This is a genomic window from Paraburkholderia humisilvae (assembly GCF_902859855.1).
GTDB lineage: Bacteria > Pseudomonadota > Gammaproteobacteria > Burkholderiales > Burkholderiaceae > Paraburkholderia > Paraburkholderia humisilvae.
In genome coordinates, this window is the sequence record NZ_CADIKH010000011.1 from 17,954 (window position 1) to 42,432 (window position 24,479).

Genomic DNA, 24,479 nt, shown 5'->3' on the forward strand with positions numbered 1-24,479 from the left:
TCCTTTTTAAAAATTACACATAGTGAAGAATGTACTTCTGCTTCTCGACTTCATAGCCTTCGACAACGGCGAGCTCACGCACTTTTCTACCCGCGTCGATTTCAGACTCTTTCTCAATGAAGATACAAAGATCAATCGCATTCGCGATGACCTGCGGATTGGCCTTGATGCCTTCGTTTTCCTCCATCAATTGACCGACTCGAACCAGGCCATCCTCGCAGTCGTTCGCGTGAATCGTCGCCAGTCCGCCTGGATGGCCCGTGTTCCACATCTTCAGCAGCGCCAGCACTGCACCATCCCGGACTTCACCGACGATGATCCGGTCAGGGCGCATTCGCATGGTCGCTTTCAGGAGCCGCGTCATGCTGATCTCCGCGTTCGAGCGCATCTGGACGAAGTTATCGGCCGCGCACTGGATTTCGCCGGTGTCTTCGATCAGCACGATTCGATGGTCCGGCGTAAGTTTTGCGATTCCGTCGAGAATGGCGTTGACCAACGTTGTTTTGCCCGAGCTGGTCGAGCCGATGACGAGAATGTTCTTTCGTTGAGCGATGGCAAGACGAATGATTTCTCCATGGGACAGCCCGCTCACTGCTTCGACAAAGGTCGACGTGCGCCGCTGACGGGCGTTCAGCGGATCATCGCGACGGGTGATGATTCCGCGCGTTTCATAGTCTTCGAGCGTGAAGATCAACGACGCCTTTTTCCGAATGGCGAAGGCAGGCGCCGCGACGACCGGCCAGATCAATCCCTCGAACCGGCTTCCGTCGAGCGGCAACTCACCTTCGAGAATCGGTTCCTTGATCGTGACCGCCGTGCGTAGCATCTCAGCAATGCCGTTGAACAGACTCTCCGCAGCCGTCGCTGCCAACTTCTGCCCGGTGTCGAACATGCCACGGCCAAGCTCGTCAACGAATATCCGACCATCCGGATTGAGCATGACCTCGATAATCCTGGGATTCCTCAGTGCTTCAACGCACGTCGGCCCCAGATCCCGACGTAGCCCCGTCATGCGGCGTTCGCGTGCCTGCTCGGACAGCGCGCGCGGCGCACCATCACCCGTCGCTGCGGAAAATCTTGAAGCTTCGGCCTGGTCCATTCCTTTTGTTCCCGATCTTTTGCCAGCGACCCGGCGTGCTGCCGTTCACCCCGCGCTTATCCTACAGCCTTATTTATCATAGTACAATGATACTACTTAATTACTTTCTGGATAATATTTCTGACGTCAGAAGTTTGTCCGGCTAAATGGGCTCCACCACTTTTCCGAGGCTGATGGCTATGAGACTTAAACCGCGACTCGCCGCGCTTCTTGCTGCGCTTTGCTCGAGCGGCGCTGCGCACGCTGCGTTTTATGTCAGCGACGACATTCCGACCGTCACGGCTGCTCATCCCGGGGCCGCACACCGCGAGACGACGTCGTATGTGTCGTTCTATGGGAATCGTCCATCGCGCGCGGGGCGAAGCGCGCTCGACAGTCTGTCGGGCACGGCGCTGTCCGCCGACTCGATTGCGATCAATGCGTATGCAAAAACGCGCTCGCAATTGACGGCTGCAAAACGCCGGGTCGCGACGTTGAAGGACTGGTTTGTCAAACAAGGCGTGCCGGAGTCGAAGATTCAGGCGTGGTCCGAACTCGATCCCGACGACGATCCGATGGACAACGATGTCCAGATCGTGCTCCGATCTTCGGCTACCACGCCGAGCCAGGAGGCGATGGCGAGCGCGACGCTCGCGCCTGCGCCTGCGCCTGCGCCTGCGCCTGCGCCTGCGCCTGCGCCGGCGACGCTGCCGCAGCCCGCACCGCCGCAACGGATCGCTTCCGGCACCGTCATCAATGATCAGGTGCGGCTTGAGATGATTCGCCGGCTGATGGCAATGGCGCAAAGCAAGATGATTTCGCAAGAGGATGCGATGCGCCTCGTGTCCGATCTGCTCGCGCCGAATGCACCGCAAGCGGCCCAGCCGTTGATCGCGGCACCGCAAGATATGGCGGAGATCGCCCCGACTGCGGCACCTCCGACGGCGCAGATCGTTCCGGCAACGGACGTGATCCGCACATGGACACTGGTGGCCAACGAGTCGCTTCAGGACAACCTGCGACAATGGGCCAGGACGGCCGGCTACTCGGAACCTAAATGGGCCGCGTCGAACCCTTATCAGGTGACGTACAGTTCACCGTATGCGGGCACCTTTCTCCAGGTGCTTCAGCAGCTGTCGAGCGCCGTGCCCGGACTTGACTTTCAGGTGTCTCAGTCGCGGCATACGCTACGCGTCGTCGATGCAAAGCGCTAGGCAGAGGCCGCCATGCCGCTCCTGATCGCGCTACTGGTCTTTTTCGCCTTTGCTGCTGACTACGAGGGATCGGTCTGGATTCGCCTTCAGAACGCGCGCGTGTCTCAAGAGGCCAACGCAATGGGCGATAGCATGCGCGTTTATCGATCTTACGTGCAGCAATACGCAACCACCAACCGGGGCTACATAGGTCAGGTGCCCGACAGCGTGTTGCCCACGTGGTACGTCCGCCCGACAACCGTCGGCAACTACGTCAGTAGCGGCACCGCCTACGTCTACAACACGGCGCCGCCGCAAGGCCTCGTGGCGGCGATCGCCACTCGCAGCGCTTACCTCGCCACGGTGGGAACGAACGTCAATGGCCGGCTGGTCGGTCCGGCGATCGGCCCGACCAGCACGCAGGTCACGCTCCCCGCTCAGGTTCCGCAAGGCAGCGTTGTGATTACGCCGTAGGGGTGACTGTTTGTAAGGGCGTCGTATTTCTCAAGCACCTCCGCGTAGTGGCGAAGCCGCGAGGATCGCGCCTACCGGGCGAGGATTGTACTCAGTTCGTTTGGATGCCGGGACATGTACTTGGGAAAAAGCAGCGAGCTGCCGGCCGCGCTCAGATGGTGATAGTCATCGAAGCGATATATCGGACGCCCGTCAAAGTCTAGCGTGCACGTGGTCTCTGTGCACGGGACATCGTACGTATGCATGATGTCGATCTGCGGGTATCGCGCCTTGAGTCTTTCGAGCATCGCCTTTATTGGAGCGTGCTGTTCGCGCGCAATAGCTGCGTCGAATTGGCAGGTCTGGCGACGAACCGGAAAGTAGAGGTTATTGTTAAAGTCGCAATTAATAAGGCTCGTCGGTATCATCGGCACATCGTCCATGAGAACAACGTGCTTTCCGGCGGCAGTCAGTTTTGCGATCGTGTTCCCGAGTTCAGTTTCGAGTTGCATCGGCAAAAAGCCGTGGCCACTCAATTGAGGGTGCGCGTCTGTCGAAAGATTCAGGTAGTTCTGATATGCCCCGGCCATGAAAACCGTCTGAATGTCGGGCCGCTCCATGACATACGCCATTACCGCCTTGTCGTGCGCCACGCAATCAAGATGATCCTTCAGGTACGGCATGTAGCCAGGCTTCGGTGGTTCGTTCTCAATGGGCGGGCACAGAGTAAAGCCGACGTCGTGAACTGCCATGTGCTCGTTCTTGCCCAACTCGTCAAAGAAATAGATGAGGTGATATGCATGTGAATCGCCCCAAAGGATTGCCTTTCGTTCAGCGCCGGCCTCACCCAACGTGCATGTTTGCTCATCGGTGACTGCAACCTTGGACCAGCACTGCTTCCCTCGCGGCATATCAAAAAGGGCGTCACCAGACCACCGGAAGTCGTTGCGGATTTTTGGCGGATAAGCGAACAGAAAGCCGTTTGAGACCTTGCCTGTTCCGGCGAGTGCGCCGGAGGCGATCAGGGGCGCAAACAGGAAAACCAGCAACGCACGGCGCACGGGCATCGACGCACGCCTAGCCTTCTTTTCGACATAAAAGTACGTTAGGACAGAAAGTACGAATGCAGCCGCGATCGCGCACCCATAACCGGTCATTGACGCGAGCTCCAGATGGCGAAGTGCAAAAAAGAGCGGCCAGTGCCACAGATACAGCGGGTACGATATGAGACCGACGAAAACCATTGGACGATTGGCGACTAGCTGGTGCGCCCAAGTCGAGCGCCGACCAGCGTAGATCATGACAAGCGCTCCTCCAACAGGAAGGACTGCCCCAACCCCGGGAAACTGCGCCATCGTGCTGAGGCCAAGCACCCCTGCCGCTATGGCGACTACGCCAGTGAGGAACAGCGCATCGAAAATTGGATGACGTCGCGGCTGCCGCCTGAATTCATAGATTGCCAGAAGCACGCCAATCAGGAACTCAAAGCCCCGGTATTGAGCGTAGTAGTACGCTCCCCGCGAAGCATGATGGGCCGCGACTACAGCGCAGACGAACGAGGCTATGGTCAGGCAGCACAGTACGGGTATCAGCCACGCGCGGGCTCTCCGATGCAGCCAATACAGCAGAAAGGGCAGCGCGATATAGAACTGCTCTTCCACTGATAGCGACCACGTGTGGAGCAAAGGTTGGTCTGCCGCCGCCGCGTCGAAGTATCCGGTTTGCTTCGACAGAAAGACGTTTGACGTCATTGTCGCGATAGCAAGGATATTCTTTGCGATGTGGAAGCTATCGTCCGGGAATAGAAACAGGATGCTGAAAACAAACGTCGCAGTGAGCACGACATAGAGTGCTGGCGCAAGACGCTTCGCACGACGCGCATAGAAACCCCTGAACGAGAAGCTACCGCTCTCCAGATCCTTCAGGATCGATGCCGTCACCACGAAGCCTGAAATCGTGAAAAAGACGTCGACACCGATGAAGCCGCCCGCAAAGGCCGAAAACCCGGCATGAGCTAGCATGACCGAGAGAATAGCGATGGCACGAAGCCCGTCGATGTCGGGGCGGTAGTAGGCAGACTGGTGTGGGAGTTGTGGTCGATTCACGCGGGCACTCGCTTTATTTGCGGCGCAAATAATAGCAGGAGCAAATTGAAGCTTCCCGACGTTAACGCTCGCCACACAGTCAGGAACATGCATATTGAATGCCGGGCCCTTCTTACAGGCAGCGTGCGGGGGGCACAGATCGCGAATGGCACCCCGTCAGCTACATGCGGTTACTTCCGGTAGGTCCCGGCAACCAGACTCAAAAGCAGGCGTACCACACCTGTGCGCCGGCCTTGGAGTTATGAACAGCGAATGTCCGATTGTCCGGCCCGCCATCGGTTTGCAGAAAAACGCCCCACAGGCCAAACCCGTCCGACTGATTGTTCTCGATGCCCTGCATAAAGCACCAGTTGTAGGGTCCCACCACCGCATCGCCCGTCGCGATCCCACTTACGCGCGGCTGCATGGACCCCAATGCTGTCCAGACACCGGATTGACAAAACAGCGGGCCGCTACCCGAGTTGCCGATCGACCCATTATTACAAGGTCTACTACCCTGTACCGCAAAGCCGTTAACCTGCACGAATTGGTTCGCAGTAAGCGTGCTTCCTGCAGTAAGCGTGCCGTTGACGGTCATGGAACCATTAACCTGCGCCCCACCGTCGACTTGCAAACTTCCCGTCGAATGCATAAAGGCAGCAGTCACCGTCCCGTTGGAAGCCCACAGATTTCCCGCTGCAATAACCTCTCTGGCATTGACGTCCGCCGGCGCACCGGCCAGATTTTGAACAGATAACGAACCGTTCTGCCGAATGAATGAATTGGCAGTGTCCGCGGCGTAAAAAGAATTCCCCACCTGAACGCTGTTCCCCGTGGGCGTCACTATCTTCTGCGCGCTGACTGTGCTGGCGTTGTTCAGGTTGTTCGCGTTCATGTCGATGGCCGTTTCCATCTGATTCGCTTGAGGATTCCCCGGCACAACCACCCGCGACAGATAATTCGAAACGGCCGATGCACTCTGGAAAAAGCCCGCGGCGGCAAGATGCCCTCCGCCCGGCGAACCACCGAAATTCGTCATGACCGCATTCCAGCCGCCCATCGCGCCGGTGGCGTTAGCCGGCGTGAGGCTCGACACGTAACCGCCCGCGCCCCCGAGAATCCGGGCAATGCTACGCAGGTCTCCCTCCTTGATGACGCTTCCACCCGTCGTCACCACCATCACGTCAAGTTGTCCGGACGTCGGCTCCTTGAAAACGCGCAGCGAATATTGCTGCCCATACACGTTAGTCTGGCTTACCGTGGTCGTGCCGTTCATAAAGGTGGCCCATGGGTACGTGACCGATGGATTTGCCGCAGCCTGCACAGTCGTGTAGTTCTGGTTAAACCACGTCAACGCCTGCTGAAACACCGTGTTCAGGTTGTCGGCGGCGTTCTGATTGTCTTTCTCATCAGCGTTCGCCTTGATCCACGTACCGACGATGGCCATCGCGAACAACAGCACGCCCATCACGACCACAGCCTCCAGCGATATCACCCCGCTCTGCCGAACCGCATCGTTTGCCGCGCCTCGCCGTGCCTGACGAATCACCCGTCGTTGCCGCGCGATGCCCGGCACTCCACCCTGCGCCCTGTTCATTTGCTCTTCCTCGAAACCCACGCCGAAGCGCTCGCCTGGTGCTCGATGTCCAGTCGGAGCCCCGCGAAGTTCCCCTCGCGAATTTTCGTCTTCACCGAGTCGTTGTCCTTCACCACCAGCATCTTCGACCGCAGCCGCTTGCCGAACTGCCCCGGCCTCGGTTGAATACTGTCGAGCGTTTGCCACACAAAGGCAGCCAGCCCCTTCGCAATCACACTTCCCGCTTCGTCCATCCGCTGAACCGCCAGCGAATGCAGTCGTTCGATACCTCCCTCGATGTCCTCGCAATGCTGAGTCGCGAAGATCAAGTGTCCATTAAGGCCAGCACGCGCCGCCTCGGCCGCGGTATCCGGGTCCCGGATCTCACCTAGAAAGATGATCTCCGCGCCGCTTCTGAGGCCAATGCGGAGTTGCTCCTGGTATCCACCGTTTGTCGCGTTCGCCCAAACCTGAACGATTCGGCCATTCCCGTGGCGCCCTTCGAGGTTCAACTCAGGCGGATCCTCCACGCCGAAGCCAAGCCCGCCATAGCGCTTGACTCGCTCGAGAAACAGCGAACCGGCGGTCGACGTCTTGCCCATCTTCATCTCGCCACCGACCACCACGAGGCCCCGCAAGCCCTTCTCCAGCAAAACATCCAACACCGGATCGCTCAGGCCCAACGCACTGGGCGAGCGCACGTCGGCGTGCGGTTGGCGCAGCGCGAACACCGTCTCGTGGACGCCCACATACATCGTCACGCGGTACAGCACGTCCCCGACTGGAATCGAAAACTCACGCGCCCGATTTGCCTTCGAGAAATGGACGCACGTGGCGCGGAGCGACGCGACGTCGGCCATCAACTCCTCCGGCACAGGAACCAGGCCTTGCACCCCATCGAGACCGGAGATTTCGCTGAAACTCTCGCCGAGATACAAATCGACAAATTCAATCGAATTGATCTTCTTCACGCCGTCCGCCATGTGCCGTTATTTCGTGCTCGTCCAGAGAATCGAGCTCGGATCGCTCGAGCATGCGGTCTGGGCCGTAGCCGTCGCAAGCGGGCCGGTATTCGCCGATCCGCTGTTCACGGACACCGAGTCGAACTGCCCGTTTTGCGACACCGACGACACAATCTTGATGCAGTTTTTTTCCGGCACACCCGGATCGCTCAGCGTGAAGCCCTGACCCGTGCTCTTGATGTCGTACGGTTGCCCCCAGTTGTTCATGATCTGGGCGCCGCTTATCGCCATATTTCCCGGCACCTTCCCCATCGCAATCAGCGTGGGCGACAAATCCGTGCCGGACGAGCCATAGCCGGCCGACGTCTTGATCTCCCTGATCGCACCATAGAGCGACTGGATGTTGCCGCCCTCGGTGGTATTGTCGGTGCCCAGATACAACTGGCCGATTCGCGACCCGCCCCATACGAGAAGAACCAGGATGATTGCGATCACAACAATCGCTTCGATCGAGATCACCCCGCGCGGTGTGCGCCGCCCGCGAATAGGCAGTCTTCTCTTCGCATCGGCGACCGCGCCCGCCGTAGACCCCGACTTCACGGCACCCACCGCACCGCCCTTCATATCGTTCGTATTGACCTGCTGCATGGCTTTGTTAACCCCCGATATCAATATAAATATACTATTCCGAGACACAAGAACCGAACCCAATTACAAGCCGCTGGTAATGCTGTTGGTAATTCCATTCGCGCCGGCGAGAATAAGGAGAATCAGCACGCCGCCCAGACCAATCGCCACCTGTTTGAATCCCGCAGCGAACTGCTCAAGCCGCTCGATTGTTTCGTCCATCCACTCGTCGGCGAACTGCCTCAACTGCGACTCTCCCCCGTCCATGCTGCCGATCAGCTTTACATAGGCAATCGAATCACGGCTCGGGAAGTCGTAGCCACACTCTTTCAGCGCGCCCCCCAGGTCCAGACCGTTCTTGACACCTGCAAGCACGCCTTCGATCCGCTCCTTCATATACGGGGACGCACGCTCCGACATCTCCTCCAGAATCTCGACCTTCGAAACGCCCGCCTCGAGCAACACACAAACGTTGTAGAGAAAGATCGCGCCCTGCACGATCCGATACACGTTCCACGGTGGAATCTTGTCGATAAAAAAGCGCAACCGCCCGGTCAGGCGCGGCATGCTGACAATGGCAAAGACCACGAGCCCGATGCAACCGATCAACAGGGCTTCCCCGTGTGCCGCGACGAAATCCGACATGTACTGCATCGCATACGTGCTCGAATCCCAATACTTTTTCTGTGTCACGCGGAGCAGCTTGGGCATCACCGTGACCGATATCTGGTAGAACGTAATGCCGAGCGCGAGCATGATGATCGCCGGATAGGTCGTCGCGTTAACGACGGCCTTTCGCATCTGCGTCTTCCGCTTGATGATCTCGGCGGCGCGTGCCAGAGCATCCGCTATCTTCCCGCTCGTATCCCCCGAAGCGATGGTCGAATGCTCATCGAACGGCGTCCAGGCTTGCAGGACATCCGACAGTCGGGTTCCTTCCTCGACAGCCACGAGGCAATCGCTTGTCACCAGTGCCTCGATGCGATCGGGTTTTTTGCCCTCGTCGCTATAGACTTCATATTGAGCCTGCAACGCCTTCTTCAGCGAAACCTTGTTCCGCAACAGAAGCGCCATCGATCGATAGAAATTGCGCCTCGCCTTGGCCGAAAACCAAAGCCTGTACCACGCAGCGTTCAGACGCTCAGTCAATGCCCCAATCATTGCCCATCACCCGATCGTAAGCGAGTCTTCATCGAGACCGCACACGGCTTCCTCGCCGAAGTACGGGTCGACAATGCCCTCATTGATCTTCTGGATCAGATGCTGGCACTTCGTGATCCCGCCCATCTCATTGACCCAGTACGTGCGAGCCGCGCTCGATCCACCATCCGCCGCACGATAGACATTCAGGAGCCTCTGGTTCGTCAGGACCACTTCGGCGACCACCGTACGATCGACAACACCGATCCCTCCGCACACCTCGCAATCCTGCTGGTCGCCACGCAGAAACACCGCGGCGGGCAGGCAGTACCGCTCGACCCGCTCCCGCAGGTCGGGCGCCAGTTCCTTCATGTGCTGTTTGAACGGCCGCTTGCACGCTGGACACAACACGGGCGCCAACGACTGGTTGATCAACCCGGTGAAAAGCGCCGCGTCGCCCAGCCGTCGATCCGGCACGCCCAGGTCAGCGAGACGATCGAGCGACGCAAAGCCGTCGCGTGCGTGCGTTGTCGTCCACAGGCCATGCCCCGTCAGCGCGGCATGAATTGCCGCGATCGCCGAAGCGAGGTCACGCAGCTCGCCGACCATGATGTAATCCGGGTCGAGCCGCATCAGGTTACTGATCGACTTCGCCCACGCTTCGGAAATGGCATTCAGGTCGTCCATGTTCGCCACGACGAGCGGCGTCTGCACCGCGCCTTCGATCACATATTCCAGTGGCTGCTCCACCGTCAGCAGATTGATAAGACGGTGATGCAGTTCGAGCAGCATCGACAGAACCACTTGCAGCGACGTCGACTTTCCGGAACCCGTGACACCCGAAAAGATATTCACGCCACGACGGCGAAGCATCTGCTGGATCGCGCTGACTTGCCGGACGTTGTAGCCGAGGTTCGCGAGCGTTTTCTGCTTCTTCATATTGCCGTAGAGCAGCCGGAGGACAAGCAGGTTGCCGTACTCCATCGGCCGCGTCGCGATACGCGCGCCGTTCAGTCCGGCAGACTTCAGGAACTCTCGGGAGAGGCGGCCGTCTTGTGTTTCACGATCGTTGTAGTTCGGCTCGGCAACGTCGGTCATCGACTCATACATACACCGGCACAGCGATTGCCCTTCCTCCGGGCTCAACTCCATCTTCTCGAACAGCAGACCGTGAATGCGCATCTTCAGCACGGTGCGATTGGCGTAGTTCAGGATATGCATATCGCTCGCCCCCTCCTTCACGCACTGCTTGATCAGGCCGATCGCGCGGATCTGCATTTTGCTGTCGGCCTTCTCACTGCTCTTCGCTGCCGCGCCCTCCCGCAGCTTCGCGAATTGTTCGAGGTTCACGAAACGGCGCTCGCACTTCACACCGAGCCTGTTGAGAAGCAGCTCGTACGCCCGCACGCCATGGTCGCTTTTGTACGACTCCACGACGACCAGTGTCCAGTCGGACAGGAGCGCGGCAGCGTGCCGCGCTGCTTCCGGCACTTCGTAAGGCGAACCCTTAACCGAAATCACTCGTGCGTCAGACGATTCGAGTGCAACAACTTCGCTCAAGTCCATGATGGATCCTCCTAGCGTGCCATGACCTGATTCATCGACGGAATCACGGGCGGCCGCATCATCGGGACACCCTGTGCCATGGTCCCTTCCTGTGCGCCTGCCGCGCTGAGCGCCGCGAGCCCGGAGTCTTTCGAAACGGGAATCGTGATGCTTTTCTCGCCCTTCTTCTGAACATCTACCGACGATAGAGCGGGGGAAATGGCAATGATCCTGTAGCCCCCGGGCAAGACGTCTCCCACGCCTTGGTCCAGCTGCCCGTTCGGGTAGACAAAGGTGGCGGTGGCAACGCCGCGCGCCTCGAAGATACCGGACACGCGCGGCAAACCGTTGCTTTCCGCGCTCGCGCCCAACGCACCGTTGATCGTGCTAGCTGACTTCTGTTTCAGATCCTGCCGGGCCTGCTCCCGCGCCGCCTCCGCCTTGAGGATCACGGTGTCCGCAATGACCACACGCAGGTCCCCGGCCGTCTTGACGCGCTCCTCCTGCGCGGCCGCGCCGAACGACAAACCGAACAGCACGGCGATGAGTGTCCAGGAAAAAACGTTACTTTTGCGCATAGATGAACCCCTCGACTTTCCATGTAGCGGACCCGGCCTGAGCGTCCACCGTTTCAGTGATCTTCTCGATTCGAACGCCCTCAAGCCCGGATAGAGCGCCCTTCAATCTGGCGAAGTGATAGGTAGGGGGCAAACCATCCGAGTAGTTGAAGCTGTACTGACGCCACGTCGCGACTGGGGCTGGCGACGGCGGTTGACCCGGCACGTCTGCCGGCTTTGCTAGCTTCACAGGCACTTCCGAAACGGTGACAGGTATCACCGCCCCTTCGAAGTACGAATGAAAGTGCGGCATAAGGTCATCCGGCAGCTTCAGCTTTTCGTCGCCGGCCACAGGCGGTTCAAGCTTCACTTTCACCGTTCCGCTGTTTTGATCCTCGCCGCTGATGTGAGGCTCTTCGCCATACAGATCTCTTGCTTCGGTGATGAACCCGTCGACCGTCAGTCCTTCCGCTCTGGAATACGTGGCAGTCGCCGTGTGTCCATCACACAGGATTTCCGCGAGCGGCCAGCCGGCGATACTGAGCTGGAATCGGTCTTCCGTCGCAACGCAGCTCGTCACGTAGTCGTATGCACCGGCCGACGATGCCCACGGGTGAACGAGCGCCTTGACCCCGAGCTTCTGTCTCGCTTTCGCGTTCAACTCGTCGAGCCTGCGCTGCTGAGCGAGGCGCTGCTGAGCCGCAATACGGGCCGCTTCCTCCGCCTGCCTGTTCGAATACCATGCATAGCCGGCCACCCCGGCAACGAGCACCAGAACCGACGACACCGCTATCGCGAGCTCACGTTTGGTCAGCCCGAACGTCAGTTGCTTCAGACGGTGTTCCTTGCGGACCGTCTTTGCGGTGAGGAGTTGATAGATATCGCGCGAGTGTGACGAAAACTCCAGTTCGGGCGGCGCATAGATCGCGTCGTCGTCGAACTGATGCAGTGTCACGGCGTTGGCGAGGAGCCGCTTCGCTTCTTCCGCGTTGCAGATCGTGTCGAATCCGATGCAGATCATGCGCTCGTACACCGCCGTCACCACATATCGCCCGTCGTTCAACGTGAAAGCGCCGAGCCACGAATCACCGAGCTGCGCAGCGAGCGACGCGGCAAGGCTGTACATCCCCTTCAACGCGGCCGATTTCCTTGGCGCGAAACCTGCCTGGACACGCGTTCCACGACGTACCGCGACAATGTCCCACTCGTGCTTTTTGCCGAGCGTGCGTGCTTCCGCCATGTAATTGCGGGCATTGCTAAGCGGTTGCCAGAACAGATCCGACACGAACGTCCGGTTGTTGATTTCAACCACCTGGACGCTGAACCGGACGGGCGCGGACACGGACGGCTTGCGCCTTCTCGCTTTCAGTACCGAAGCCATGTCAATCGTCCGCGAGAACTGGGGTGATCAGAACGACCAGCATCGTGTGGCTCTTTGTTACGTTCACGCCGCCGCCCAAAGCGAAAAAACTGGCGGTGCCGGCGCCATCACGCGTCGAGTTCTCGTCGTCGTAGTCCTGGCCCGCTAGCATGACCGTATCGCCCGGTTTGACGCGGATCGTATTCGACGTGTTGAGCGGCATCGAGATATCCGGCAGCTCGATCTTCGAATCGCCGCTCGTGACGACTCGCGGCTGCCCCTTTAGGCTCGACAGGTTGATGTTCATCCGCAACTGGATCTTGTTGTCCTCGCGGATATACGGAAACATCGATATGTTGAAACCGGTGTTGATCGTCCCCGGCTGCAGCGAGGTACTCGTCCCCACCTGCGCTGTTTGCGTTTCGGTCGCGCTTTGAAGGTAGCCGTCCTGTTCACCGGTTTGTGTCGCGACGGCGTTCAGATTCATCGTCGGCAGTTGGGTGCTTCGCAAAAGCCGCGCCGAACCCTGCTCGTTCAACGCGCTGACGATCGCTTGCGTTCCGCCCCACGGCGAGCCGGACGTGCTCAGAATGGAGAACGTCGCATTGACCGCATTGGTCGGCGCCGCGAACACATTGGAAACGTTTATTCCATATTTTCCAGTCAACGTTTTGTATAACGCATCCCAACTCACTCCGGCCGAATCCGTGTTCGTAATCGTCACGGAAATCAGTTGCACATTAAACGTGACGAACTTGTCGAAAAGCTTGTTCTTCGCGTCGATGTAACGCCTCGCCGCATCCAGCTTCGCGTGCGATGCGGTCACCGTCACACTGCCCATCGACGGTGCGACGCTTACATTCCCTTTGCCCGCAATTGTTTCGAGGTTGCCCTGAATTTCTTTCCAGAGCGATGTCTTAAGCGCAACCACGGTCGATTGCATGGTCGAGCTCGAGCCGGAACCGTTGCTCGACGATGCGCTGGAGCCGCCCGTCTGCGTCGACGACACCCCGTTTGTCTGCGTGGTCCCGCTCTGAAACTCCGATCGCATATCGGTGTCGCTACCGTCCGTGCCGCTCGCAATCAGGTGAACGGGAAACGTCTGCGTATCGATGCTGTAGATCCTGATCGAGTGATTGTCTTCGTCGGGCCGCCAGGACACGCCGAGACGCGAAACGACCATATCCATCAGCTCGGTCAGATCGCACCCGCGGCAATTGATATCGATCTTGTGATCATCGGCGATCTTGACGTTTGCCGACTGACCGAAGCTCGGGAGCGGCGGCACCATGACAGGTCCCGCCGGGGATGGAGTGGGCGACGGTTGGACCCGGCCGGCCGTCATATCCGGGTTGTATATCGTCGCCATCGCGTCGTCGGTGACGTGAACGGGAATGCCGCATTTCCTGGTGACGACCTGGCCGAACTCAAGCACCGATACCGGCTCGTTCGTGACGATATTCATCGTTCCGCAGTCGAGACGCGGCAGTTTGGCTGCGGCCGATTCAAAGATCGGGTTCAGACTGACCCACTGTTTCGACAGATACTGCACGGTATCGTTGGCGTGGGACTGTTGCTGGGAGACCGCGTTCAGGTGCCCCGCAATCGTCGTTTTGTCATTCTGGGCGGACGTTTCGATATGCGAGGCATGCCGGAAGGTGTCGCACCCGGATAGCAGGAGTGCCAGAAGCGCTGCCGTCGCATTGAGCGTCTTTCTCATGATCAGTTGTTCTTCAGTTGCACGATGAACGCCCGCTGGTCGGGTTGAATAAGCACCGCGAGAGGCTTGCGCGCCTTCTCGTACAGGGAAATGCAGTCGGCAACGACCTGTTCGACCGGCCCCTGAAAACGCAGCGCAAGCACGATCGGATAGTTCACCTGCTTGTCCGGGCCGTCAGGCGCATTCCACACGACATGCCATTGCGCTTCGTCAGCCCACTTCTGGATCGATTCACGTAACGTCGAGCCGGCCGCAGCGGTCCAGGTCTTCGGCGGTTCCGGTGCCGGAACGATTTGCGCCGCCGGATCGATCGGCTCGCCGACGACGACCTGGCCTTGCGACGGGTCGGCGCTTGCCATCGCCGTCGCAGCCGGAGCCGACGCTGCGGGCGCACCCGGCGATGGCCCATCGACCATGACCACTCCTGCCATCGCGATAGACGGCAGCAGGAGCACTGGAATTACTAGACGTTTCATCGTTGCATCCTTCGGTTAGCAGGGCACGCGAGACGTGCCACGCGTCCTCGTGCGAAGCAGTTCGAAACCACTATGATACCTCTTGTATATATTTATATCATAATCTTCATACGTTATGCGCCCACACGAACGGCTTTCCGAACAGGCGAGCCCACGTTGCGGTCGCTTCCCGTTGAATCGCGGGAATGCTTGTGCCGCGAGCCCACCAATCATTGGCCGAGCCGACGAAAATATCGGGAGATTGCGCTGCGCTTAGCAACGCCGGCCATATCAAAAGCTCCTCGTAGCAGATCAGCGCTGCGGCTCGCTTTCCGCCGACACGCGCCACCCCGCCATGTGCCCAGTAGGCGATCGCACCCGTGTTCGAAAGCGGTCTCCACATCGAGATTGGAACCGGCACGCGATCGACCAGAACCTGATCGCGATCCGCACCTATCGAGACGAGCGCATTCACGTAGCGCCGGTTTTTATCCTGCGGAAGATACGCGCCAACAAGCACTGTCTGGCCGTGCGCAGCAAGGTCCACCGCTTCGTGATCCCACCAGATTCGATTCATCGACCAATCGCCGCCGACCAGTTCAGGCAGCACGAATGTCACCGCATGTGGATTTTGTGCACGCGCATTGGCGAGTGCCGCCTTTAACGCCTGCAGACGATCGAATTCTCCAAATGCGTCACGAGCCGAACCAATATGCGTATCGACCGCGATCCATCGGTCGACTGACGGAGCCCGATACGAAAGATTGACGACCGCGGCGAGCAGGACGAATGGGAGCGCGGCAAGCGCGGGCCGGGCATGCTGAGCGAGCACGTAGAGCAACCCGACCGTCAGGGCCAGTCCGATCCAGCCCAAACCAGGGAAAAGGGCTCCAGCGCTCGTCACAGGATTGGCCCATCCGAACACGCCGATTGGCGGCACAGACAGGACAAGCAGCGCACATAAAACCCGCACGCCTTGGCGCGATCTGCCCCATGCAAGCGCCCAGACTACCGCCAGAATGATGCTCGGAACGAGCCACATGAGAGCGCCCAGCAGCCACGCGGGGAGCGCGCTGTCGTCGCCGAAGAAGACGCCTGCTCCATGAAACAATCCTCTTCCTGCTACGAGGTAATAAAAAAGGCAGGGGACAAAGGCTTGCTTTCGTGATGTCGACAATCGCCACACCAGGACCAGTAACGGCGCAGCGATCAGACCGGCAAGCCAGCCAGACCACGCGAGGATGGCGACCAGCGCGCCGCAAATGGCTGGCACCACGTGGCGGCGAAGCGCTGTCGCTCTCACCGTAGACCTTCCGGGATCACGTTTTTCTGACGTTGGAAGCAACGTTGGCAGAACGCTCATCACTGAGCCATCGCCGCAGGCACGAGACGAACCTTGAAGACGTACCCGAGCTTGCGGAGATCCTTGACGAGTTGAGTGCCGTGAATCGCCGACAGATCGAGGGTTTGCGATACGTGATCCTCGATCGCACTCAGCAGCGCCAGCGCGTCGATGTGGCCCGGCGCCGGATCGGCCGCTTCTGGCGCAATGACGGCCTTGACCGGCCGCGCTGCCAGCGCCGCGTTCAGTTGGTTTGTCAATCGCGCATTTTCGCTTTCCAGCCCAGTGACTTTCTGTTCGAGTGCGTTGTTGCGCATGGTCAGGGGGTCGCGCTTCTCGTTCGACTGCTCAAGCTTAGCCGGCGAGGCTGCGGGAGATACCGTCGTTTCGACAAAACCGTGCGGGTCTCGCACCGATGCCGGCGTGTTGCCCGCTACTGCCTCCGTCGGAGCCAACGCCGCCGCAGGCATGGGCATGGCACTGACGCTGAGCGTGCTGGCGGGTATCGATGTCGTCGTCGCACTCATGATGCCCACACTCACCAGGCGGCCAGCGAGCCTCGCCTCCACGTCGTCGTCGCGCGACAACAGGCTGCACTCCGCCCAGCCTGCCTTCTGAACCAGGTAGTTCACGCGCGCGAAGTGGTCCACGGCCTCGCCATAGACGGTGATCGTCTCGCCCTCGTTCTCGATGCGAAGCGAGCAGTCGGCATGCCCTGGATCCCGGGAAACCAGCATCCAATGGCCCGCTTCATTCGGGTCCTCCCGATAGTCGAACTGTTCGAGATACAGCGCCAACTCGGCGGTGCTGCAAAGATTTCCCGCCAGCATGACCAGTTGAGCGCTGGAATGTTCGGGTAACAGTGCCATCTAAAACACTCCTTTTAATAAAGTTAATCGGCTGCCGGCCGGCACGGGGCGTTCGCACGCCGGATACGTCCAATCTCCGACTTCAACGAATGCGCCAGCCGGAACTTCGCTTCGCCTTGTCGTCGTACGGTATGCAGTAGACGGCCGAGCCGTCCTTGCGGGTCTCAAAACCGGCGCAGTCCAACATCGCGCGCACGTTATTGAAGGACGCGAAGGCTTTTGCAGCCCGTCCATCGGGTGACTGAACCCATGCCGCGTCAACTGCGATCTCGCCCCTCGCGGAACGCTCACCGGCCTGGTACGCTCCCCACGCAACCAACCCGAGGACCGGCACGGAAACAGTGAATGCAACCACCAATGCGAAGATGAACTTTCGGCGCAGCTCCTGATTGGCCAGAATCTTCCCGGTCTCGATCGCCTTGTTTGCCATTTCGCGGGACGTCTTCGCAACCGATTCGATGAGGCTTGCCTTGACAGCACGCTCCACGGCTTCGGCCGTGGCTTCGAGCGCGAGTTTGTGGTCCGCGAGAACCTGCCGGGTTTGCTCCGTGATGCTGTTCGGGATGTCTTTGTACAGGATTTCGTAGTGTCCAAAGGCGAGCAGCAAGGCCCACACCGAGTCATGCTCCGAAAATCCGCAAATCTCCTTGATCTTGTAGAACTTCGCGACCTCTTCCGGAGCAGGTTCGCGCTGGATTAACGCGTGAAGGGCTTGGTCAATGGCTTTCATGGGTCACGATATCGACAGCGCGTCGTCGAACGCCTCGAGCAGGTTCGCGCGCCATTCAGCCACCACCACGCGCGCATAGATGAAGTTGCTTTCCTGATCCCCTTGCTGGTCGACGAAGGCGCGGAAGGAGAGGCTGGATTCCCGAACGACCTGCATGATCCGGCCATTCATCGCAGGCAAGAGGAACACACGGTCATCGTGAGCGGCACCGTACGCGGCATCGAAATGTTCGAATTCACGAACCTTGCCAAAGGCCAGATTCTTGACCGGCACAACGTCGGGAAAGATTTGAGCGAGCCGGCCGAAAAAGTGGAGGCCGTCCGGTAGCGTATTCATCACAAAAAGAATGCGGACCTGGAAACCGTAGGCATGGACAAGCCGTATGAAGCGCTCGAAGTGGAGAACGGCACGCTCGTTGATGCCGTCCGGCAGATTGGCCACAACGTGACCGTCCACCAGCACATTGCCCACGTCTGTCGTACAGAGAAAGTCGGAGAAAAGTGGCCAGCCGTCCGCGTCATGCAGATCGAACTCCCGCGTCGGCAAGACTCCGCTGAAAACGCCGCTGACATCCGGCGTACGCGCGTCACCGTCCACGACGGTCACGCGTGCCGACAGGCTAAGCAGCCATTCAATCAGTGCCTTGGCCATGACGGACTTGCCGCATCCGCCCTTGTTGCCGGCAACCAGCCAGACCATCCTGTCCATTCCCGCTCGCATTCTTCACGAATGATATAATAATATCATACGAATCGAACAACGAAACGAGGCTTTAACCAGCGGCAGCTTCCGCGATAACCGGCTAGAACTTGACTCTCAGCTGAAACCCGATCGTAAAAGGCAGATTATCCGAGGGAATGGGCGGCACGATAATAAAGTTCATCCCGATGCGCTTGTATTCGGTCATCACAATCGGCGCGGCGACCGGACCAACCGTATGATTTCGTCCCAAGCCCCAGTTGCCATAGTTGTAGCCGGAGATAATGCCGCCGATCACCGCGAGCCGCACAAAGCCCCAATGCGCGAACTCCGGCGCCCATACGCCGCCGCCATAGTACGAAGGACGGCGCAGCGAGTTGCGAAAGCCGCCTGCGGTGAGCGCCCACTCGTTGTTGAGCCAGCATTCGACGCCCAGACCCGGGTTGAATTCCTCGAAGTGTGTGCCGGGATCGGGATTGATGTGATACGACGCGAACATCGCGTCGACCCAGACACCGCCTGAGCACCAGTCAGCATGCGCGGACGATGCCGCCAGTCCGACCGTCAGCGCCACCATGAAGCGCTGCACATTTTTCTTGATGTTCTTGATCTGCCGAAAACGCATGTCCTCTCCGCCGGCGGTCGGATGCCGGTGTCGTTAAAACTGCGGTCTATTATCGATTTGCTTATCCGTCGCGCACTCTACCCCACAATCTGTAACGATCGTATGGAATATCGCTTCAGCACGACAGTTTCGCGAAGCGGCTTGACCGCGGCAGGCAGGACAATAGCGGAAGGCCGATGACAGAGCGGTGAACGTCCGGCAAGAACGTTCACCGTATGCTTGACGTAATGATGCTCAGAGACCGAGGTCCGACAGGCCCGGATGATCGTCCGGGCGACGGCCGAGCGGCCAGTGGAACAGGCGATCGCTTTCGCGGATCGGCATTTCGTTGATGCTTGCGTGGCGATGGGCCATCAGGCCGTGCTCGTCGAACTCCCAGTTCTCGTTGCCGTACGCCCGGAACCACGTGTTCGAATCGTCGTGAAACTCGTACGCAAAGCGCACCGCAATACGATTGCCGCCGAACGCCCACACCTCCTTGATCAGTCGATAGTCCAGTTCGCGCTTCCATTTGCGACGCAGCAGTTCAACAATCGCCTCGCGGCCCGTGACAAATTCCACACGGTTACGCCAGACGCTTTGCTGCGTATACGCCAGCGACACGCGCTCAGGGTCGCGCGTGTTCCATCCGTCTTCGGCGGCGCGCACTTTCTGGATCGCGGTTTCGCGCGTGAATGGCGGAACGGGCGGGCGGGTTTCGATTTCTGCCATGATGAGCTCCTAAGGTCGGTTACGGTCTCTTGCTGTGGATGACTGCCCGCCGGATGCCGGACGGGCATGCGAGTGATACGCATCAAGTACCTGTTCGGCCGCGGCGCGCGCATCGAGCGCCGCGTCGGGATCGCCGCTGATGAGCGCCACACCAATCGCGCCGTCGATCAGAATCAACAGTTGGCGCGATAACCGCGCCGCACGCCGCGCATCGGCTCCCACCGATGCGACGTACTCGTCGCACTGCGTACGCACGAAGTCGAGCAGACGTTCCTTGTGCTCGCGCGCGACGACACGAATCGGATCGTCCGGCGACGCGATTTCACCGGCTGCGTTAAGAAACGCGCAGCCGTGAAACTCGTCCGAAGCGAACCATTCGCGCAATACGTCGAACATGCCGAGCAGACGCGCATGCGGCCGTTTCCCGTGGCGCAGCGTGCCTTCGATAAACCATCTCATCCAGCGCTCGTCGCGCCGCTCGAGCGCGGCGGCAACCAGTGCGTCCTTCGATTCGAAATATGTATAGAAGCTCTTGCGCGCGGTGCCCGACTGCTTGACGATCGCGTCGACGCCGGTTGCGTGAATGCCGCCGGCGTACACCAGCGCTTCGGCTGCTTCGAGCAGCCGGTCGCGTGCGGAGCCCGAAGCAGAAACGGGCGTCGGGGATTCGTTCGAGGTAGCCATGTGGCACATGGTAGAACGGTCATTCTACCTCGTCAAGTATGCTTTTCCAGAAACGCACGATGGCGTTTGCGGCTTGCGCGACGCTGCGCGTGCACGATCGTGGTGGATGATGCGGGTCGAACCAACGGAGAAGCCATGAAGAATGCCGCTGTCCGCGCGGCCGCCGTGCGCGCACTCTTTCTCGTCGCGGCTGCGACGTTTGTGTCGACTGCGTGTACGCCGCTGGAAGTGGTCACGCATACCGTCAGCACCACTGAATCGCGCGTGCCCGCGGGCCAGTACAAACTCGACGCAAATCACTGGAGCGTGATTTTCGACGTTGACCACTTCAAGTACTCGCGCTTCGCGATGCGCTTCGATCGCGTAACGGGTCAGCTCGACTGGCGCGCAGGCGGGATGGAAAACAGTTCGGTGGCCATCACGATCGATGCGGCAAGCGTCGACACGAACGTGCCGCTGCTCGACAAGATGGTGAAGGGCGATGAGATGCTCGATGTCGCGCGCTATCCGGACATCCGCTTCGTCAGCACGCATTTCGAGCGCACCGGCGAAGCAAGCGGCAAACTGACCGGTGACCTGACGATTCACGGCACGACGCAGCCTGTCACGCTCGACGTGAAATTCAACGGTTACGGCCGCGACCCGCTGACCAAACTGGATACGCTCGGCTTTTCAGCGGAAGGGAGTTTCAGCCGCTCGAAGTTCGGGCTGACGACGTGGTATCCGGCCGTCGGCGACGATGTACACGTTCGCATTCAGGCCGAATTCGACAAACCGCCGGCGGGCGCGGCGGGTTGATTCAAACGGCGCCGACCGGCGCTGCGTGATCAGACGGTCCAGTCGAGGATCACCTTGCCACTCTCGCCGGACATCATCGTCGCGAAAGCGCGCTCGTAATCGTCGACGGCAAAGCGGTGCGTGAGCATCGGCGACAGGTCGAGCCCGCTTTGCAGCATCGCGACCATCTTGTACCAGGTCTCGAACATCTCGCGGCCATAAATGCCCTTGATCTCGAGCCCTTTGAAAATCACCTGATTCCAGTCGATCGACGTTTGCGCCGGTGGAATGCCGAGTAACGCGATCTTGCCACCATGATTCATCGCTTCGAGCATGCTGGTGAATGCGCTCGGCACGCCCGACATTTCGAGGCCTACGTCGAAGCCTTCGGTCATGTGAAGGTCGGCCATCACATCGCGCAACGTCTCGCGCGACACATTGACCGCGCGCGTCGCGCCCATCTTGCGCGCCAGCTCGAGCCGGTAATCGTTGACGTCGGTGATCACGACGTTGCGCGCGCCGACATGTTTGGCGATCGCGACCGCCATGATGCCGATCGGACCGGCGCCGGTAATCAGCACATCTTCACCGACCAGGTTGAACGACAACGCGGTATGCGTTGCGTTACCGAACGGATCGAAGATGGCGGCCAGGTCATCGGAAATTTCTGGCGGAATCTTGAATGCATTGAATGCCGGAATCACGAGATATTCGGCAAACGCGCCTTCGCGATTCACGCCGACGCCAACCGTATTGCGGCACAAATGACGTCGCCCGGCGCGGCAATTGCGGCAAAAACCACAGGTGATGTGTCCTTCTCCCGACACGCGGTCGCCGATCGCAAAGCCCTTCACTTCCTGACCCATTTCGACGATCTCGCCGACGTACTCGTGGCCGACGTGCATCGGCACCGGTATGGTCTTTTGGGCCCAGTCGTCCCACTTCCAGATATGAATGTCGGTGCCGCAAATCGCGGTGCGGGTGATGCGGATCATCACGTCGTTATGGCCGACTTCAGGCTTTTTGACGCGAGTCAGCGTCAGACCCGGCGCGCGTTCGAGTTTTGCCAAAGCTTTCATGGGTGTTCCTGCCAAGGTTCGAATAATGCGAAGCTGCACTCAGATCACGCCGAGCGAACGGCCGACGCGCGCAAACGCGTCCACCGCGCGATCGATCTGTTCGGGTGTATGGGCAGCGCTCATCTGCGTGCGAATCCGCGCGCGGCCGCGCGGCACGACCGGAAACGAAAAGCCGATCACATAGACGCCTTCGTGCAGCAGCGCATCGGCCATCCGCGACGCGAGCTGCGCGTCGCCGAGCATCACCGGAATGATCGGATGCTCGCCGGGCACGAGCGTGAAGCCGAGCGTGCTCATCGAACGGCGGAAATGCGCGCCGTTCGCGCGCACCCGTTCGCGCAGACGGGCGCCTTCGTCGCTCGCGAGCAATTCGAGCACCTTGAGCGATGCGGCTGCGATGCTGGGCGTCAACGTGTTTGAGAACAGATACGGACGCGAACGCTGACGCAGCAGATCGATGACTTCCTGGCGCGCCGCGACGTAGCCGCCCGACGCGCCGCCGAGCGCCTTGCCAAGCGTGCCGGTGATGATGTCGACGCGCGACAGCACGCCGCCATGTTCGGGCGTGCCGCGGCCGTGTTCGCCGATGAAACCGACCGCGTGCGAATCGTCGACCATCACGAGCGCGCCGTAACGGTCTGCGAGGTCGCAGATGCCAGCCAGGTTTGCGATGATGCCGTCCATTGAGAACACGCCGTCGGTTGCGATCAGCTTGAAGCGTGCACCTGCGGCATCGGCCTCGCGCAGTTTCGCTTCGAGATCGCCGAGATCGTTGTTTTTGTATCGGTAGCGCTTCGCCTTCGACAGTCGCACTCCGTCGATGATGCTGGCGTGGTTCAGCTCATCGCTGATGATCGCGTCGGATTCATCGAGTAGTGTTTCGAACAGACCGCCGTTCGCGTCGAAGCAGCTCGAGTAGAGGATGCAATCGTCGGTTTGCAGAAAGGCCGACAGCGCGCGCTCCAGTTCCTTGTGCACCGTCTGCGTGCCGCAAATGAAACGCACGGACGCCATCCCGAAACCGTCGCGATCGAGCCCGTCCTTCGCCGCGGCGATCAGGCGCGCGTCGTCGGCGAGACCCAGATAGTTGTTTGCGCAGAAGTTCAGCACATCGGCGCCGCTTGCGAGCTTGACGCCGGCCGCTTGCGGACTCGCGATCACGCGCTCGGTCTTGTAGAAACCGTCGGCGCGAATCTGATCGAGCGTGCCGCGCAGATGGGTAAAGAAAGCATCACGCATGAATCGAGCTCCTGGTCGAATGAGCGGCCCGCGTGGGCATGAGTGCGGCGACGCGGCGGCCGGTTATGCCTGCTATAGTCGGTTGTCAGCTTTACTGGAAATATTCGATTTTCCGAACAAAAGTTCGATATATCGAACAACTCTAAACGATAGGTCAGCAAATGGCAAGTTCGGAATCCCGCCGTACCGCGCGCGGCGTACCCAGTCCAGCGGCCGCCGCACCCGTCGCGTCAGCGCCGGCGGCGCCGCCGCGTGTTGGCGAGCAGATCCAGCGGCTGCGCGGCGAACGCAGAATGACGCTCGATGACCTGTCACGCGCCGCCGGCGTGTCGAAGTCGATGTTGTCCGAAATCGAGCGTGACAAGGCGAATCCGACCATTGCCGTTGCATGGCGCCTGACGAACGCGCTCGGCGTGAGTCTCGATTCGTTGTTTGCGCCGCAGAAAGCGCCTGAGGCGATCGCGGTGTCGGGCCCGCACGACATTCCTACGTTGAGCGGACACGATGCGAAATACCAGTTGCGCGTCTGGGGTCCGATCGAGCTCGCCGGCAAGTTCGAGTGGTATGAGCTTACGCTTCAGCCAGGCGGTGCGCTGGTGTCGAACGCACATGAACCGGGCACGCGCGAGCACCTGACCGTGCTGCACGGCGCGATCGATATCGAAGCAGCGGGCGCGACGAAGCGGTTGAAGGCGGCGGATACGGCGCGCTATGTCGCGGACGAGCCGCATGCGATCCGAAACGCGGGTAAGGGCGAAGCGAGGGCGCTGCTCGTGGTGATTCACGGCTAGGCCAGTCGTCCGCCGAAGTAATGTTGGTGCGTTTTGCGAAGTAATGTCGAAACTTCGCCGAATTTAGGTGGGTTTGCGCAATTCTGAATAACCGTTTTCTTGTGAAATCAAACGGTTAGGAACATTGCGAAGTAAAGTTGGTGCATTCTTGGGGGCGGGTTGATGGCCATGTCGCCGCTATCG

At 59.7% G+C, this 24,479-nt stretch carries 24 protein-coding genes; 4 read left to right on the plus strand and 20 right to left on the minus strand.

Annotation, left to right across the window (positions count from 1 at the left end):
• Positions 1-13: 13 nt before the first annotated feature.
• On the minus strand, positions 14-1,099 hold the full coding sequence (gene trbB / locus HV796_RS13315) for a P-type conjugative transfer ATPase TrbB (protein WP_217477908.1): 1,086 nt from the start codon (positions 1,097-1,099) through the stop codon (positions 14-16).
• 179 nt (positions 1,100-1,278) lie between these two features.
• Between trbB and HV796_RS13320 the strand changes: the two genes are divergently transcribed.
• On the plus strand, positions 1,279-2,292 hold the full coding sequence (locus HV796_RS13320; RefSeq protein ID WP_175226971.1) for a TcpQ domain-containing protein: 1,014 nt from the start codon (positions 1,279-1,281) through the stop codon (positions 2,290-2,292).
• Between the two features lie 12 nt (positions 2,293-2,304).
• Positions 2,305-2,745 carry a type IV pilus biogenesis protein PilM gene (gene pilM / locus HV796_RS13325; RefSeq protein ID WP_175226972.1) on the plus strand — a complete coding sequence of 147 codons (441 nt, stop codon included), beginning with the start codon at positions 2,305-2,307 and terminating at the stop codon, positions 2,743-2,745.
• Positions 2,746-2,816: 71 nt separating this feature from the next.
• On the opposite strand, the gene HV796_RS13330 is transcribed toward pilM, so the two are convergent.
• From HV796_RS13330 to HV796_RS13410, 17 genes are all read right to left on the minus strand, one after another.
• The gene (locus HV796_RS13330) at positions 2,817-4,829 is read right to left on the minus strand and encodes an acyltransferase family protein (protein ID WP_175226973.1); all 2,013 of its coding nucleotides are present in this window, start codon (positions 4,827-4,829) and stop codon (positions 2,817-2,819) included.
• Between the two features lie 199 nt (positions 4,830-5,028).
• Entirely contained in the window at positions 5,029-6,405 is a 1,377-nt protein-coding gene (pilV, locus tag HV796_RS13335; protein ID WP_175226974.1) for a shufflon system plasmid conjugative transfer pilus tip adhesin PilV, read from the minus strand.
• Positions 6,402-7,367 (minus strand): ATPase, T2SS/T4P/T4SS family, encoded by a 966-nt coding sequence (locus HV796_RS13340; RefSeq protein ID WP_175226975.1) that lies wholly within the window; start codon positions 7,365-7,367, stop codon positions 6,402-6,404. The genes pilV and HV796_RS13340 overlap by 4 nt, the downstream gene beginning before the upstream one ends.
• 6 nt (positions 7,368-7,373) lie before the next feature.
• Positions 7,374-7,994, minus strand: coding sequence for a type 4 pilus major pilin (locus HV796_RS13345; RefSeq protein ID WP_175226976.1), 621 nt, complete (start codon positions 7,992-7,994; stop codon positions 7,374-7,376).
• A 63-nt stretch (positions 7,995-8,057) separates the two neighbouring features.
• Positions 8,058-9,134 (minus strand): type II secretion system F family protein, encoded by a 1,077-nt coding sequence (locus HV796_RS13350; RefSeq protein WP_343052887.1) that lies wholly within the window; start codon positions 9,132-9,134, stop codon positions 8,058-8,060.
• A 6-nt stretch (positions 9,135-9,140) separates the two neighbouring features.
• Positions 9,141-10,679 carry an ATPase, T2SS/T4P/T4SS family gene (locus HV796_RS13355; RefSeq protein WP_175226978.1) on the minus strand — a complete coding sequence of 513 codons (1,539 nt, stop codon included), beginning with the start codon at positions 10,677-10,679 and terminating at the stop codon, positions 9,141-9,143.
• A gap of 11 nt (positions 10,680-10,690) precedes the next feature.
• On the minus strand, positions 10,691-11,197 hold the full coding sequence (gene pilP / locus HV796_RS13360) for a type IV pilus biogenesis protein PilP (protein WP_175226979.1): 507 nt from the start codon (positions 11,195-11,197) through the stop codon (positions 10,691-10,693).
• 25 nt (positions 11,198-11,222) lie between these two features.
• The gene (gene pilO2 / locus HV796_RS13365; RefSeq protein WP_175226980.1) at positions 11,223-12,596 is read right to left on the minus strand and encodes a type 4b pilus protein PilO2; all 1,374 of its coding nucleotides are present in this window, start codon (positions 12,594-12,596) and stop codon (positions 11,223-11,225) included.
• A gap of 1 nt (position 12,597) precedes the next feature.
• The gene (gene pilN, locus HV796_RS13370) at positions 12,598-14,295 is read right to left on the minus strand and encodes a PilN family type IVB pilus formation outer membrane protein (RefSeq protein ID WP_175226981.1); all 1,698 of its coding nucleotides are present in this window, start codon (positions 14,293-14,295) and stop codon (positions 12,598-12,600) included.
• A gap of 2 nt (positions 14,296-14,297) precedes the next feature.
• A complete protein-coding gene (locus HV796_RS13375; protein WP_175226982.1) occupies positions 14,298-14,771 on the minus strand; it encodes a TcpQ domain-containing protein in 474 nt (157 codons plus the stop codon).
• A gap of 106 nt (positions 14,772-14,877) precedes the next feature.
• Positions 14,878-15,861 (minus strand): nitrilase-related carbon-nitrogen hydrolase, encoded by a 984-nt coding sequence (locus HV796_RS13380; protein ID WP_175226983.1) that lies wholly within the window; start codon positions 15,859-15,861, stop codon positions 14,878-14,880.
• 251 nt (positions 15,862-16,112) lie between these two features.
• Positions 16,113-16,961, minus strand: a complete 849-nt coding sequence (locus HV796_RS13385) for a hypothetical protein (RefSeq protein WP_175226984.1) — start codon at positions 16,959-16,961, stop codon at positions 16,113-16,115.
• An 82-nt stretch (positions 16,962-17,043) separates the two neighbouring features.
• Positions 17,044-17,691, minus strand: coding sequence for a DUF6753 family protein (locus HV796_RS13390; protein ID WP_175226985.1), 648 nt, complete (start codon positions 17,689-17,691; stop codon positions 17,044-17,046).
• A 3-nt stretch (positions 17,692-17,694) separates the two neighbouring features.
• Positions 17,695-18,399 (minus strand): nucleotide-binding protein, encoded by a 705-nt coding sequence (locus HV796_RS13395; protein WP_175226986.1) that lies wholly within the window; start codon positions 18,397-18,399, stop codon positions 17,695-17,697.
• A 94-nt stretch (positions 18,400-18,493) separates the two neighbouring features.
• Positions 18,494-19,015: a hypothetical protein gene (locus HV796_RS13400; protein ID WP_175226987.1), complete on the minus strand. Its 522-nt coding sequence runs from the start codon at positions 19,013-19,015 to the stop codon at positions 18,494-18,496.
• Positions 19,016-19,249: 234 nt separating this feature from the next.
• A complete protein-coding gene (locus HV796_RS13405; RefSeq protein ID WP_175226988.1) occupies positions 19,250-19,726 on the minus strand; it encodes a nuclear transport factor 2 family protein in 477 nt (158 codons plus the stop codon).
• Positions 19,727-19,735: 9 nt separating this feature from the next.
• Positions 19,736-20,410: a TetR/AcrR family transcriptional regulator gene (locus HV796_RS13410; RefSeq protein ID WP_175226989.1), complete on the minus strand. Its 675-nt coding sequence runs from the start codon at positions 20,408-20,410 to the stop codon at positions 19,736-19,738.
• A 135-nt stretch (positions 20,411-20,545) separates the two neighbouring features.
• On the opposite strand from HV796_RS13410, the gene HV796_RS13415 reads away from it, so the two are divergent.
• Entirely contained in the window at positions 20,546-21,208 is a 663-nt protein-coding gene (locus HV796_RS13415) for a YceI family protein (RefSeq protein WP_175226990.1), read from the plus strand.
• A 29-nt stretch (positions 21,209-21,237) separates the two neighbouring features.
• Here the strand turns inward: HV796_RS13415 and tdh are convergent, their stop codons facing one another.
• Both tdh and HV796_RS13425 read right to left on the minus strand, forming a co-directional pair.
• Positions 21,238-22,266 carry an L-threonine 3-dehydrogenase gene (gene tdh / locus HV796_RS13420; protein ID WP_175226991.1) on the minus strand — a complete coding sequence of 343 codons (1,029 nt, stop codon included), beginning with the start codon at positions 22,264-22,266 and terminating at the stop codon, positions 21,238-21,240.
• A 39-nt stretch (positions 22,267-22,305) separates the two neighbouring features.
• Positions 22,306-23,505 carry a glycine C-acetyltransferase gene (locus HV796_RS13425; RefSeq protein WP_175226992.1) on the minus strand — a complete coding sequence of 400 codons (1,200 nt, stop codon included), beginning with the start codon at positions 23,503-23,505 and terminating at the stop codon, positions 22,306-22,308.
• A gap of 161 nt (positions 23,506-23,666) precedes the next feature.
• Between HV796_RS13425 and HV796_RS13430 the strand changes: the two genes are divergently transcribed.
• Positions 23,667-24,296, plus strand: a complete 630-nt coding sequence (locus HV796_RS13430) for a helix-turn-helix domain-containing protein (RefSeq protein ID WP_377695208.1) — start codon at positions 23,667-23,669, stop codon at positions 24,294-24,296.
• Positions 24,297-24,479 lie beyond the last annotated feature (183 nt).

Coding starts and splice junctions, on each gene's coding strand:
- pilV (WP_175226974.1), bottom strand. CDS start 6,405: ATGAACAGGGCGCAGGGTGGAGTGCCGGGCATCGCGCGGCAACGACGG.
- pilM (WP_175226972.1), top strand. CDS start 2,305: ATGCCGCTCCTGATCGCGCTACTGGTCTTTTTCGCCTTTGCTGCTGAC.
- HV796_RS13320 (WP_175226971.1), top strand. CDS start 1,279: ATGAGACTTAAACCGCGACTCGCCGCGCTTCTTGCTGCGCTTTGCTCG.
- HV796_RS13425 (WP_175226992.1), bottom strand. CDS start 23,505: ATGCGTGATGCTTTCTTTACCCATCTGCGCGGCACGCTCGATCAGATT.
- pilN (WP_175226981.1), bottom strand. CDS start 14,295: ATGAGAAAGACGCTCAATGCGACGGCAGCGCTTCTGGCACTCCTGCTA.
- HV796_RS13430 (WP_377695208.1), top strand. CDS start 23,667: ATGGCAAGTTCGGAATCCCGCCGTACCGCGCGCGGCGTACCCAGTCCA.
- tdh (WP_175226991.1), bottom strand. CDS start 22,266: ATGAAAGCTTTGGCAAAACTCGAACGCGCGCCGGGTCTGACGCTGACT.
- HV796_RS13415 (WP_175226990.1), top strand. CDS start 20,546: ATGAAGAATGCCGCTGTCCGCGCGGCCGCCGTGCGCGCACTCTTTCTC.
- HV796_RS13400 (WP_175226987.1), bottom strand. CDS start 19,015: ATGCGTTTTCGGCAGATCAAGAACATCAAGAAAAATGTGCAGCGCTTC.
- trbB (WP_217477908.1), bottom strand. CDS start 1,099: ATGGACCAGGCCGAAGCTTCAAGATTTTCCGCAGCGACGGGTGATGGT.
- HV796_RS13405 (WP_175226988.1), bottom strand. CDS start 19,726: ATGGCAGAAATCGAAACCCGCCCGCCCGTTCCGCCATTCACGCGCGAA.
- pilO2 (WP_175226980.1), bottom strand. CDS start 12,596: ATGGCTTCGGTACTGAAAGCGAGAAGGCGCAAGCCGTCCGTGTCCGCG.
- HV796_RS13385 (WP_175226984.1), bottom strand. CDS start 16,961: ATGGCACTGTTACCCGAACATTCCAGCGCTCAACTGGTCATGCTGGCG.
- HV796_RS13390 (WP_175226985.1), bottom strand. CDS start 17,691: ATGAAAGCCATTGACCAAGCCCTTCACGCGTTAATCCAGCGCGAACCT.
- HV796_RS13340 (WP_175226975.1), bottom strand. CDS start 7,367: ATGGCGGACGGCGTGAAGAAGATCAATTCGATTGAATTTGTCGATTTG.
- HV796_RS13375 (WP_175226982.1), bottom strand. CDS start 14,771: ATGAAACGTCTAGTAATTCCAGTGCTCCTGCTGCCGTCTATCGCGATG.
- HV796_RS13410 (WP_175226989.1), bottom strand. CDS start 20,410: ATGGCTACCTCGAACGAATCCCCGACGCCCGTTTCTGCTTCGGGCTCC.
- HV796_RS13350 (WP_343052887.1), bottom strand. CDS start 9,134: ATGATTGGGGCATTGACTGAGCGTCTGAACGCTGCGTGGTACAGGCTT.
- HV796_RS13395 (WP_175226986.1), bottom strand. CDS start 18,399: ATGGACAGGATGGTCTGGCTGGTTGCCGGCAACAAGGGCGGATGCGGC.
- HV796_RS13345 (WP_175226976.1), bottom strand. CDS start 7,994: ATGCAGCAGGTCAATACGAACGATATGAAGGGCGGTGCGGTGGGTGCC.
- HV796_RS13355 (WP_175226978.1), bottom strand. CDS start 10,679: ATGGACTTGAGCGAAGTTGTTGCACTCGAATCGTCTGACGCACGAGTG.